At 43.2% G+C, this 11,613-nt stretch carries 13 protein-coding genes; 6 read left to right on the top strand and 7 right to left on the bottom strand.

Annotation, left to right across the window (positions count from 1 at the left end; translation table 11 throughout):
* Positions 1 to 276: 276 nt before the first annotated feature.
* The 6 genes from HMPREF0663_RS06180 to HMPREF0663_RS06155 all read right to left on the bottom strand — a co-directional run bounded on the left by HMPREF0663_RS06180 (position 277) and on the right by HMPREF0663_RS06155 (position 4,427).
* The gene (locus HMPREF0663_RS06180; protein WP_016665510.1) at positions 277 to 477 is read right to left on the bottom strand and encodes a hypothetical protein; all 201 of its coding nucleotides are present in this window, start codon (positions 475 to 477) and stop codon (positions 277 to 279) included.
* Complete coding sequence (locus HMPREF0663_RS06175; RefSeq protein ID WP_004369457.1) at positions 474 to 1,592, bottom strand: hypothetical protein; 1,119 nt, start codon at positions 1,590 to 1,592, stop codon at positions 474 to 476. Before HMPREF0663_RS06175 ends, HMPREF0663_RS06180 begins: the two co-directional genes overlap by 4 nt.
* 681 nt (positions 1,593 to 2,273) lie before the next feature.
* Entirely contained in the window at positions 2,274 to 2,657 is a 384-nt protein-coding gene (locus HMPREF0663_RS06170) for a hypothetical protein (RefSeq protein WP_004369455.1), read from the bottom strand.
* Positions 2,658 to 2,722: 65 nt separating this feature from the next.
* Positions 2,723 to 3,220 carry a 3'-5' exonuclease gene (locus HMPREF0663_RS06165; protein ID WP_004369453.1) on the bottom strand — a complete coding sequence of 166 codons (498 nt, stop codon included), beginning with the start codon at positions 3,218 to 3,220 and terminating at the stop codon, positions 2,723 to 2,725.
* A gap of 26 nt (positions 3,221 to 3,246) precedes the next feature.
* The gene (ribH, locus tag HMPREF0663_RS06160; RefSeq protein ID WP_004369451.1) at positions 3,247 to 3,723 is read right to left on the bottom strand and encodes a 6,7-dimethyl-8-ribityllumazine synthase; all 477 of its coding nucleotides are present in this window, start codon (positions 3,721 to 3,723) and stop codon (positions 3,247 to 3,249) included.
* Positions 3,723 to 4,427 (bottom strand): tetratricopeptide repeat protein, encoded by a 705-nt coding sequence (locus HMPREF0663_RS06155; protein WP_004369449.1) that lies wholly within the window; start codon positions 4,425 to 4,427, stop codon positions 3,723 to 3,725. Before HMPREF0663_RS06155 ends, ribH begins: the two co-directional genes overlap by 1 nt.
* A gap of 189 nt (positions 4,428 to 4,616) precedes the next feature.
* On the opposite strand from HMPREF0663_RS06155, the gene recF reads away from it, so the two are divergent.
* The 5 genes from recF to HMPREF0663_RS06125 all read left to right on the top strand — a co-directional run bounded on the left by recF (position 4,617) and on the right by HMPREF0663_RS06125 (position 10,062).
* Entirely contained in the window at positions 4,617 to 5,735 is a 1,119-nt protein-coding gene (gene recF / locus HMPREF0663_RS06150) for a DNA replication/repair protein RecF (protein ID WP_004369447.1), read from the top strand.
* A complete protein-coding gene (locus tag HMPREF0663_RS06145; RefSeq protein WP_004369445.1) occupies positions 5,728 to 6,021 on the top strand; it encodes a DciA family protein in 294 nt (97 codons plus the stop codon). The genes recF and HMPREF0663_RS06145 overlap by 8 nt, the downstream gene beginning before the upstream one ends.
* Before the next feature lie 679 nt (positions 6,022 to 6,700).
* On the top strand, positions 6,701 to 7,414 hold the full coding sequence (locus tag HMPREF0663_RS06135) for a DNA alkylation repair protein (protein WP_004369443.1): 714 nt from the start codon (positions 6,701 to 6,703) through the stop codon (positions 7,412 to 7,414).
* A gap of 433 nt (positions 7,415 to 7,847) precedes the next feature.
* Positions 7,848 to 8,564 carry a Bax inhibitor-1/YccA family protein gene (locus tag HMPREF0663_RS06130; RefSeq protein WP_004369441.1) on the top strand — a complete coding sequence of 239 codons (717 nt, stop codon included), beginning with the start codon at positions 7,848 to 7,850 and terminating at the stop codon, positions 8,562 to 8,564.
* A 52-nt stretch (positions 8,565 to 8,616) separates the two neighbouring features.
* Positions 8,617 to 10,062 carry a C69 family dipeptidase gene (locus HMPREF0663_RS06125; RefSeq protein ID WP_004369440.1) on the top strand — a complete coding sequence of 482 codons (1,446 nt, stop codon included), beginning with the start codon at positions 8,617 to 8,619 and terminating at the stop codon, positions 10,060 to 10,062.
* A 343-nt stretch (positions 10,063 to 10,405) separates the two neighbouring features.
* Here HMPREF0663_RS06125 and HMPREF0663_RS06120 read toward each other — a convergent pair whose 3' ends face one another.
* The gene (locus tag HMPREF0663_RS06120; RefSeq protein ID WP_004369439.1) at positions 10,406 to 10,777 is read right to left on the bottom strand and encodes a thioesterase family protein; all 372 of its coding nucleotides are present in this window, start codon (positions 10,775 to 10,777) and stop codon (positions 10,406 to 10,408) included.
* A gap of 355 nt (positions 10,778 to 11,132) precedes the next feature.
* On the opposite strand from HMPREF0663_RS06120, the gene argR reads away from it, so the two are divergent.
* Positions 11,133 to 11,606, top strand: coding sequence for an arginine repressor (argR, locus tag HMPREF0663_RS06115; RefSeq protein WP_004369438.1), 474 nt, complete (start codon positions 11,133 to 11,135; stop codon positions 11,604 to 11,606).
* The last annotated feature ends 7 nt before the right edge of the window (positions 11,607 to 11,613 follow it).

Raw genomic sequence — 11,613 nt, 5'->3', positions numbered from 1 at the left:
AAATTAGTCAAAGAACTCTTTCTAATATGCACAACCCCTAGCAGGGGAAAGCGAACGCAAAAGTAAACAGATTAAACCGAACCGCCAAATAAAACAACAAAAAGATACAATAAAAAGATATTTTTAAAGAATATTGATGTAAATCAAAACAAATAAAACTAAATACATTATTATATATAAATATAAGCATCACAAACTTGACAAAGTAATTCGGAAATCCAACAATCACAGCAAAAGAAAATGAGATTTTCATTTCAGCTTCGCCTACTAATTATGTCAGTTATCTTCTTCATTCCATTCGTCAAAACACTTCGAACCAACGGGATGGGTGCCATCATTAGTTCCCCCATTCGAGGGTTCTGTACCTGTCGGAAGGCCGGAAGAAGGTCTCGACTTCGAGAGGGAACTTTGTAAGAAAGTATTTGTTGTGCTAATGATAAATATGTGAATGTTGGGTATGATGTACGACTTTTTCATGGTTTCTGTACGATTTTCTTCCCTTCACAAATGATAATTCCTTTGAAGGTAGTATTTACTCGTTGTCCGGAAAGGTTATACATAATGTGATCTGCAGATGCCTGCGGGCGGAATACATTCTTGATAGCTGTTGTTTGTTCACTGACCGATAGGCGAACCTTATGATTGGAACCGTTTTGGACGGATGAACGGAATGCGGCGTGTGTGGCTTTCAGAGGTTCCGTTCCGTTAGCTTGGTAGAATTTGTTATCGGAACTGATAAAGTAATCGTTGACATTCAGTTTCGTTTCGTTGTAAGTGCCTATGAAATCGAATCCTGATTTAAGGGAGATAGGAGGTTGGTTCGTAACGGTAACTCTGTGGATTTCGTAACTTTCTTTATCTTCTGTGTCACGGATGAATACGGGAGTGTTAGCTTTAATGCCTGTAGTTGAAACTTCAAAACAAAGTGTGTATGAACCGTCCTGCTGTCTTTTAGCTCCTATGTAATCAGCTATTTTCGTATTTGTACCGAATGTTTTCAAGACCTGTTCGGCTGATAAATCGAATGGTAATACGAGAGTATTCCACGCATTGGCATTGAATGTACGACGAAGGCTAACGTCTGATATGCCTGCTGTGATGGGGTTAAAAGGTTTATCTTCATCGATGGTATTTTTTATATTGATGGTGTCCGGTTCGATCGTAACCGTAATGGAAGCGGTATGCACTATAGAGTACATCTCGAAATTAACGGTATCTGTAGCTCCTATTTCTGTATCTTCAGTCCATACACCTTCGGTTTCATTGTCATTATATGTGCCTGTAGAAATAAGATTTACATGCCCCGGTCCGCTCTTCTTGTCCTTCCATGTGAATATGATTTTAGAAATGTGTCCTCCACAGGATGTAATTTTGATTTTACTATCTTTCTTAAAGGTATAGAACGGATAGTCCTTATTACCGAAATCTCCGTTACCTTCACATATATTTATCGTTACTTCGTCTTTTGTAATAAATAAGTATTTGTGATCTTTACTTGCATCGAAAACGACATCTTTTGCAAATATTGCGTTAGATACTCCCCAAAGACAGAAAGATAAAACGGATAATTTGATAAAATTATTTTTTATCATGATACTTAGTTTAATAAAGTGTTGTCTTTCGTTATATTATGGCGCAAAGGTAAAGAATATTATTAAAACATCAAATTATTATATTATAAATATGAAATGTAATTTAAAATTGTCTTAATTACTGAAACATCTTTAACTTGACAGATACTTTTTGTAACGAGTGTTTCTGAAATAACATACCCCCGTTTATATTATGTCTATGCACAACACCTTATGTTTCGAAAAGCATATCTGATATTAGAATTCGCTGCTTTTGTGTACAAATTCAAATTGGATAAGATATGCATACCGAACGTTACCTCTTTACACGACTTACGATATTCCTGCCTCAGAGATATTTCAGAAGGCAGATTGCCGAATATAACAGCAGAACCCAAAGGTAGAGTTTTTCCTACTGAAACCATTTACATACTATTGACATTAATTAAGAGCTGATAGTGAAAGCGGATAATATCTGTAATATATCCGCATTAGGTGTATGATTTATATCTGACAGGCATACCATCTATTTCAAATAAACAGACGGCATGATTGAGTTGCAGAAACTTGATTCGTTTATTTTTTTATGTATGTATCACGAAAATAATGTAGTTTGAGAGGATTTAAACGAGCCAAGTTCTTACATTGTAACCATCAAACACCTATCGTTAATTCCTCGTCTTTCATACATACTCTCTTTCTTTATCCTCTCATGAGTTGTCGGTGGGCCTCCTCGAACGACTTGGGATAACGGGCGATAAGACATAAATTCACCAAACAGTTGGCAGCTAATTCGATGTCGCTCAAGTCTACTCCCCTTTCTCTTATCACCTCCTTGCCGAGACAAACCTCCCATGTGGTGTCGAAACAAGCATCTTCTGCCCCCATGAAAGAGTTGCTGCTGTTATCATCTTGCATCAATTTATAACGGATAGGCTTTTTAGATGCCACCGGCTTAAGTTCTAACAACGTGTCATAGGCTTCTTTTAAAGCTTTGCCATATTTCGTTGCACCGGGGAACATTTCATTGATTATCGGCATTAGTTCATCGAAATCGTAAGCTTGTAATAAATGTATCAGTTTCATATTGTTTCGTTCTATGTTTATTTTATGCTAATTTTGTGGAGAACGACTTCTATGTGTGTCGGTCGTTAAAGTATCTTCAAGGCAATGTGTGCACAAGCCTCTGCGTCGGCGAGCGCGTGATGATGGTGCGACAGACTATAGCCGCAGTACTGCGCAACGGTCTGCAATTGATAATTGGGAAGCATACCTTTGCGGAATGTACGGCGTGCTCCGAGGAGCGTGCAATAGAACTTATAGTCGGGATATTGCATTCCGTAGGCCTTAAACACAGCTTTTAAGCAGCTTTCATCGAACGCCTTATTGTGGGCAACGAGGGGTAAATAACGAATTTTCGGTGCAATTTCCGCCCATACATCGGGAAAAGTCGGGGCGCCGGCAGTGTCTTCAAAGGTAAGACCATGCACGGCTGTCGTCCACAGAGTATAATAATTGGGTAGAGGACAAATAAGGTGATAATAGGAATCGGTTATCTCTCCGTCCTCTACTATCACCATACCAACACTGCAAACGCTTGTCCTTGCTGCGTTAGCAGTTTCGAAATCTATTGCTGCGAAGTTATTCAATCGTTGATATTCGCGTACTTCTGCGCTTAGAATTTGGCCATCTTGATTGCATCAACAGCGCACTCATCGCCTTTATTTCCCAATCTGCCACCCGCTCTGTCCTTGGCTTGCTGCAGATTATTGGTGGTTAAGAGGCCGTAGATAATAGGTATTTCGCTGGTAGTATTCAATTTAGCGATGCCATACGTTACCCCTTGGCATATAAAATCGAAATGTGGCGTGTCTCCACGTACCACGCAACCGAGGATAATCAGTGCATCGTAGCCGCCATTTAGTACCATTTGGTGCGCTCCATATATCAGTTCGAAACTTCCGGGCACTGTTTTAACATGGATATTCTCCGGCAGTGCTCCGTGTTTCTTAAGTGTCTTTACGGCTCCGTCCAATAATGCACCGGTAATCTCCGAATTCCATTCCGCCACTACAATGCCGAAACACATGTTACTGGCATCGGGAACTTTGGAGAAATCGTAGTCGGATAAGTTATGAAGAGCTGTTGCCATTACTTCAAAGATGCACGTTCTATGTATTTTTCAATGTCGCCGTTTTGTACGAGGGCAGCCCCTACATAGGTCTTCTTTATATCTTGATAGAGTTTCAGAGCATCGGCATATTTGCCTTGACTCTCGAGTATTTGACCGGCCTGAAGCAGGAATGTAGGCGATAGACTGTTGTTTACGCCTTCTTTGAGTTCACTGTCGGCCATCTTGGCAGCCTTTTTAAGGCAGCTTACAGCTTTGTCTAATTGGTTTACATGGGCATATGCGTTGCCTAAAGCGGCTTCTGCGGCCGGACTCACCATCGCATCATCGGCGGAAGAATAGGCATCGAGATATTTTACAGCCTCGTTCCATTTATTCAAATTGGCATAGCAAAGCCCTGCATATAGGTTGGCGAGGTTGCCTGCATCGGTGCTTCCGTAGTTGTTGATGATATTGATAAAGCCGTTAGAGCCCGCTCCATCGCCATTAAGTGCCTTGTCGAATTGCTCCATATTGAAGTATTCCTGCGCTTTGGCAAGCTCTGTACTGGCTTTGTTTTCCCGTGGACCGGAGATATATGCCTTGTATAGCGATATTCCGGCAATGATCAATATCAGTATTGCTATTGCAATGATGATGGCTTTCTTATATTTTATAAAGAATGCCTCCGACTTGTTGGGGCCCTCGTTCATATCAAGAACGCCCTTTGAGTTTTTGTTTACCATTGTTATTATTTTGTTTTTCTTTTTGTTTTCTTTGTCTTTAATGCCTTTATTTGCAGGGCTTTCGTCCTGTAGGGCATATGCGTTGCAAAAATACTTAATTTATCTCACATATTGAAATATATTGCTTGTTTTTTTCGTTTTTCACTGATAAAAGGGTTAACTTTGCAGGAAAGAAGACGTAGTCCTACGATGATTTTAAGAAAGATATCCATTCTTAATTACCGCAATATCCGCGATGTTTCGCTTACCTTATCGCCCAAGATCAATTGTTTGATAGGTCACAACGGCGTAGGTAAAACGAATTTTCTCGATGCAGTATATTATCTTTCGTTTTGCAGAAGTGCTTTTAATCCCATAGATTCGCAGGTTATTATGCACGACGAAGACTTTTTCATGCTTCAAGGCAGTTATGTGAACGATACAGACGAGGAGATCGAGGATATTTACTGCGGTATGAAGCGCGGCACCAAGAAACACTTTAAACGCAATGGCAAGGAATATAAGCGGCTCTCGGAGCATATCGGGCTGATACCATTGGTATTTGTATCGCCGGCCGATGCCTCTCTCATAGATAACGGAAGTGAAGAGCGCCGCCGCCTGATGGATGTCGTAATCTCGCAATACGACCATTCTTACATCGATGCATTGAGCAATTACAACAAAGCTTTGCAGCAACGAAACGTATTGTTGCGCCAAGAAGCGGAGCCAGACGTGGCGCTCATGGAGATTTGGGAGGAGGAAATGGCGCGCAATGGCGAGCTCCTGTACCGGAAACGCGATGCTTTTGTGAAAGAGTTTATCCCTGTATTCCAGCGTATTTACAGTAGCATATCGGGTGATAAAGAGCAGGTTGAACTCGGTTATCGGTCGCATTGTCAGCGCGGTTCGTTACTCGAAGTGATCCGGCACGATAGGTCTAAAGATCGTGCAGTGGGCTATTCGCTCCACGGGGTGCACCGTGATGATTTGGAAATGCTACTGGATGGTTATCTTATGAAGCGCGAAGGAAGTCAAGGACAGACCAAGACGTTTGTGCTGGCCCTTAAACTTGCGCAATTCGATTTCCTTAAACGAACCGCTTCCAATACCACTCCATTGCTGCTGTTGGATGATATTTTCGACAAATTAGATGCCGCCCGTGTGGAACAGATTGTACATTTAGTATCGGGAGATAGCTATGGTCAGATATTTATTACCGATACCAATCGCGATCATCTTGACCGTATATTGCAGAATAATCGCCATGCTTACAAGTTATTCTCGGTAACCAATGGCGATATATCCGAAAGAGAGGTGAGCCATGTTTAAGAAAGAGGTGCAGTCGCTGGCCGATGTGTTGCAGAAGGTGCTGCGACAAGGCGGACTCGAAACGCCGCTCAACCAAAAACGTCTCATTGATGCATGGGATACCATCATGGGGCCTACCATCACAAGATATACGGGCGAGAAATTCATCAAGAACCAAACACTTTTCGTAAAAATTACCAGTCCTGCGCTTAGACAGGACCTCTCGATGATGAAAACACAGCTTGTAAAGCGACTGAACGAAGCTGTAGGCGGTGGACTTATCATTTCCGACGTGCATATTTATTAGGAACGCGAAGTTTACCATTATTATTTTCCTCTTCTTACAACTCCCTATAAGGGGAGAACAGAGACCGGAGAAAGGAAATGAAATGTTCCCGAAGAGCTAAATGAATTAAACATTATCCGATTTTAGAAAGAGTTCGATATTGCATAGAAATCCTTCCTTTTCACCGTAACTTACTTCTTTGTATTGTTGCAATACTCGATATAATTGTCTAAAGACTTCCGGCAAATCAGGATTTTAAGCATACAAAACTCCAGACTTCATAATACCAAAGAAGTTTTCATCCATTGCATTATCAAGACAGTTGCCCTTACACAACATGCTTTATATGATATGATGTTTGGTAAGACGTTGGCAGTAGCCGAAGTGCTGGCATTGTTAATCCCGTTCAGAGTGAAGGATAAAGGCAGCAAGGTTATCGAATCACACAAAAACCTTGTTGAGCATGTCGTAATGAAAGGGAACAAAAAAAGCCATTCAAACGGACGGTTTCATGAAATTAACTCGAAGAATATTCCCCCTTTCCCTATATATCATTATCTTTGTAACCGGAAAACAATTCTTTGAAAATGCAAAACAAAGCATAGCATTGAAGTTCGCTAATTTCTTTACTGTTACCAATAACCATTATCAAACAATACAAGATATTGATTATTTGCCAATTATATAATTTGATATATTTATGACTTCGACGCTTATTACAGATACTATTACCGCCGAATTGCAGGCTCTTTCGCAAGACGAAAAGCGTAAAGTATTGCCTCGTTTCTTCAAAACAGGCAAGGGAGAATATGGTGAAGGCGACGCTTTCTTGGGCGTTGTAGTGCCAGATGTCAGGGGTGTAGCACGAAAACACAAGGCGGCGAACCTTGACGAGATACACGAACTCATGGTCTCGGCATGGCACGAAGTACGCCTATGTGCACTGCTCATCATGGTAGAGCAGTGCAAACGAGCCGACGATACCGCCCGTAAAACGCTCTTTGATCTCTATCTGTCGCTCACAGAACATATCAACAATTGGGATTTGGTTGACCTCTCCTGCCGTTTCGTCGTCGGCGAATATCTCTTAGACAAACCGCGCGACATTCTTTACCGGCTTGCCGAAAGTCCGTTGTTGTGGGATAATCGTATCGCCATCGTATCCACTTTTGCCTTTATCCGGCATAATCAACTCGACGACACCTTTGCATTAGCCGATAAAATGATGGCGCATACACACGATTTAATGCATAAAGCCATTGGTTGGATGCTGCGAGAAGCCGGCAAACGCGATGAACAAAGGCTCTATAATTATATCATGCAACACCGTAAAGAAATGCCCCGAACGATGTTACGCTATGCCATCGAAAAGTTTCCACCCGATGTTCGAGCTCAACTTATGTCGCGTTCGTAATCGCTACAGTACCTTTTTCTACGCACCGTAAATCCCAGACGTACCGTCTTTAGCAGTTTGCTATTCGGGAAACATCTGCCATACGGCACTGCCACTTTTTCAGTTCTCCCCCATTACCCTGCCCATGTATCGAAAGCAAGGATAGCATCTATCGCCGTTATTCCCATAGTGTAAGCCCGATAGATGTACCGTCTGCCATGACAAAATTATAGGCATGGCAAGCGGAGATATACATACAAAGACGCCCATCCCCCTATTTTAAAACCGAAAACTTATAATATTATAAATTTGGCATCGGTTTTGCATTCAAAACAAAAGAAAGATATATCTTTGCATAAGATAGGCGGCATCGCAGCGATACGGAGCAGATTCCATCGTTCGCTGCGCGTTCTGTCTGCGCAAAACAAAATATTCACTAAAAACAGAAAATAAAATGAATGCAGAAGAATTAGAGAAAGTAATACGCGAGAAAGAAGGTTCAATGTCATTGGCATTCCCTGCCTTGATGCGTAAAGTATATGTATGGATGACGATGGCTTTGGTCATAACGGGCCTAACGGCATACGGCGTGGCAAGTAATACGCAGTTGATGATGGCCATTTGGTCGCATCAAGTCTTCCTGTTCGGACTGATTATCGCTGAATTAGCAATGGTATTCGCCATTTCGGCAGCCATCAATCGCCTGTCGCTTACTATGGCTACGTTGCTTTTCATACTATATTCGGCGTTCAATGGCGTTACCCTGTCTGCAATATTCGTTGTATATTCGCCGGTCATTATTACCAAAGTGTTCTTCATCACGGCCGGAACATTCGGCGCAATGGCGGCATACGGCTACTTTACCAAGCGCGACCTGACGTCGATAGGACGGCTCCTGTTCATGGCGTTGATAGGACTTATCATCGCCACAGTGGTTAACTTGTTCCTGAAGAGTGCCGCTTTCGACCTGATATTGAGCTATATAGGCGTGTTAGTCTTTGTGGGTTTAACCGCTTGGGATAGCCAGAAAATCAAACGAATGCTTGCTATGCAGACATCAATGGACGAGAATGCGATGAAAATAGCGCTTCTTGGCGCCCTTAGCCTGTACTTGGATTTCATCAACTTGTTCCTTTATCTGTTGCGAATCTTTGGCAGAAGCAACAATTAAGCGGACATCTGTGCAAAACAGACCGTATATTTTAAACCTAAAAAACACTCTTATGCAAAAGAAAAAATATCGGAACGGCGTGGCCGAAATGCCCTCAGAATGCACCTCAATATTGGTGGGAAGGAAGATGACCGACGACGGTTCGATGATCGTGGCACGCTCGGAAGACTGGGATGCCATGCATGCAAAGAACTTAGAAATATTCGCCGATACCGACGAGGGGCCCGAAAAATTCGAAGCCAAAGACAGTCCGTTCCGCTGCGAACTACCACGTAAGGCGTTCGGATATTCCGCCTTGTCTCCTCATCACCTGCATAGTCATTGGGGAAGTGCCGGCTTTAACACCGTCGGAGTGGGCATGAGTGCCACTGAAACCATATTCAGCAACGCGAAAGCCCTACAGGCCGATCCGCTTGTAGATACCGGTGTTGCCGAAAACAGTATCTATAACATCGTGCTGCCCTATATAAGTACAGCTCGCGAGGGCGTAGCCCGTGTGGGCAAGCTCATAGAACAACACGGCTCGGCCGAAGGCTTTGCCATCGGTTTTGTAGACGCCCAAGAGGTTTGGTACATAGAGAATGCGGGCGGACACCGTTGGTTAGCTTGCCGAATACCCGACGACAAATACTTCGTAACAGGCAATCAAAGTCGCTTCCGTGCATACGATCCGCAGGATAAAGATAACTACATGGCCTCCGAAGACCTCATAGAATTTGCCATAGCCAACGGTCTTTACGATCCTAAAGACGGCGCATTCGACTTCCACAAGGCGTATGCAAGAGACGAACAGTTAGACACTACGTACAATTATCCGCGCGTATGGGGCTTGCAGGCCATGCTGAGTCCGCAGATACAAAACGATGTTACCCGCAATACATTCCCCGTTTTTGCCGATGCCGACCATAAACTATCGCTGGAAGACATGCGGAAGGCGTTCAGATTTCATTACAACGGAACCGAACACGATCCCTATCTGCACAGCAATCCCAAGGAGAAATATCGCCCTGTTTCTATCTTCCGTACCACGCAGACACACATTCTGCAGGTACGTCCCGAACTGCCTCAGGCCATCGGAAGTGTGAACTACATGGCCATGGGCATGGCTGCATTGGGCGTATTCCTGCCGCTTTACCAAGGCATAACATCGTATCCCGAGGCCTACACTAAAGGTACGAACCGTTCAAGCAACGACTCTGCCTATTGGAAGTTCCGCAAAGTGCAGACTTTGGGCATGGTTAATTTCAACCGATTTGCACCGATTATTCAAGATACATATACCAAATTCGAGAAGGAAACGGCGCAACGGCAGAAAGAAATGGAAGAACAATACCTGCAAATCTATCGGTCTCAGCCCATCAGGGCGCAGGAATTAATACAACAATTCTCCGACAAAATGCTGCTCGATGCACTCGACGTGGCCGACAGACTCACGGAAGAACTGTTTACACTCCTTGCTATAGACACGCAAAAAGAATATCGTTTCGCCGGAGCATAGGCATTCCGCAAGCTCCGCAGGCGCGAGATAAAAGAAACATTTCCACAAGGTGCGACACACGTCTGCCTTGTGGATTTTTTATACACTCGTTCTATCGTTACCACAGACCGATTAAACAAAATAGAACTCTGTGCCTCTTAGTACAATAAGAGATACGCTGAAACAGCTATCGAACGAACGAAAAAAGCAAATACAGATTTTAAACAAGCCCGTCGTTAAGTAGCTAAACCGTTGTTTTTACTATCTATTTCCGCCAAAATTTCCACGGCATAAAACCAACGGCTTAAGAACTTAACGACCTAACTCCTTAACTACAACAAGTCGAAACCTGCAAGATTTCGCCTCATAACTTAGCCAAGAAGCGCTCACGGTCTATGATAAAGCGCAGATGTTCGCCCTCCCCGATCACCGTATCGCCTTGTTTTGCCGTAACATGGAAGTAGAGCTTCCTCCCTTCCACCTTATTTAATATAGCCGTAGCCTCCACTTCCTCGCCCATTCCGGTGGGCTTCAAGTGCGAACACTCTATATGTCCGCCCACGGTAGACGAGCCTTCAGGCAACTCATCTGCCACAGCCAGCATGGCTGCATTCTCCATCAATGCCAGCATAGCAGGTGTGGCAAGCACTTCAAGGTCACCCGATCCCATCGACAGAGCCGTATTCTTGCTGTTTACAATGAGCCTGCTTGTATGCGTCAATCCTTCTTTCAACATCGCTTTCTGTTATTAATTTCTGTTATTTTCAATCGATCTTTCACGACTACAAAGATAAAACAATCCCGACAGACCGCCAAACAATACACCTTACATCTGCCTCCTGTCGCCGATAAACCATACATCTAACAATCTTAAAAGTGTCGTTTATCCGCTTTACACGGCACATATAGCGCTAATGAAAATAAGCACAAAACAAAACACGCCCCCCGTTCTACTTTTGTATAAATATGCTCTATCTGATACGAAAAGTTGCTAAATTTGCCTTAAAATATAAATATTTATGCGAAATTATTTGGATATTTAAGCCATAAATCGTATATTTGCAACGATTAAACGTATAAAAATACATCTCATGAAGATAAAGAATAGTAGGATGGAAGCCCTGAAGATGCTCATTTCGAGTAACGAATTGGGCAGTCAGGAAGAGGTTCTGCAGGCGTTGAAGCGCGAGGGCTTCAAGATTACCCAAGCCACCCTGAGCCGCGACCTGAAGCAACTGAAGGTGGCAAAGGCTGCCAGTATGAACGGTAAATATGTTTATGTGCTGCCCAACGAGACCATGTATAAGCGCGTGCACAAACCTCTGTCGGCAATAGAGATGACGCGCACGCCGGGTTTCATATCCATCAACTACTCCGGAAACATCGGTGTAATCAAAACGCGCCCGGGGTATGCCAGCAGTATCGCCTACAACATTGACAACAGCAGCATACCCGAAATACTGGGAACCATAGCGGGCGACGACACTATATTCATCGTTATGAAGGAAGGTTCGCACCAAGATACGCTCACAGACACGCTGAACAGCATTATCTCGAATATCTGATAGAAAC

The sequence above is a fragment of the Hoylesella oralis ATCC 33269 genome (assembly GCF_000185145.2).
Classification (GTDB): Bacteria; Bacteroidota; Bacteroidia; order Bacteroidales; family Bacteroidaceae; genus Prevotella; species Prevotella phocaeensis.
This window is presented reverse-complemented; position numbering and strand designations above follow the sequence as displayed.

Coding starts and splice junctions, on each gene's coding strand:
- HMPREF0663_RS06135 (WP_004369443.1), top strand. CDS start 6,701: ATGACTTCGACGCTTATTACAGATACTATTACCGCCGAATTGCAGGCT.
- HMPREF0663_RS06180 (WP_016665510.1), bottom strand. CDS start 477: ATGAAAAAGTCGTACATCATACCCAACATTCACATATTTATCATTAGC.
- HMPREF0663_RS06175 (WP_004369457.1), bottom strand. CDS start 1,592: ATGATAAAAAATAATTTTATCAAATTATCCGTTTTATCTTTCTGTCTT.
- argR (WP_004369438.1), top strand. CDS start 11,133: ATGAAGATAAAGAATAGTAGGATGGAAGCCCTGAAGATGCTCATTTCG.
- HMPREF0663_RS06155 (WP_004369449.1), bottom strand. CDS start 4,427: ATGGTAAACAAAAACTCAAAGGGCGTTCTTGATATGAACGAGGGCCCC.
- ribH (WP_004369451.1), bottom strand. CDS start 3,723: ATGGCAACAGCTCTTCATAACTTATCCGACTACGATTTCTCCAAAGTT.
- HMPREF0663_RS06145 (WP_004369445.1), top strand. CDS start 5,728: ATGTTTAAGAAAGAGGTGCAGTCGCTGGCCGATGTGTTGCAGAAGGTG.
- HMPREF0663_RS06130 (WP_004369441.1), top strand. CDS start 7,848: ATGAATGCAGAAGAATTAGAGAAAGTAATACGCGAGAAAGAAGGTTCA.
- HMPREF0663_RS06125 (WP_004369440.1), top strand. CDS start 8,617: ATGCAAAAGAAAAAATATCGGAACGGCGTGGCCGAAATGCCCTCAGAA.
- recF (WP_004369447.1), top strand. CDS start 4,617: ATGATTTTAAGAAAGATATCCATTCTTAATTACCGCAATATCCGCGAT.
- HMPREF0663_RS06120 (WP_004369439.1), bottom strand. CDS start 10,777: ATGTTGAAAGAAGGATTGACGCATACAAGCAGGCTCATTGTAAACAGC.
- HMPREF0663_RS06170 (WP_004369455.1), bottom strand. CDS start 2,657: ATGAAACTGATACATTTATTACAAGCTTACGATTTCGATGAACTAATG.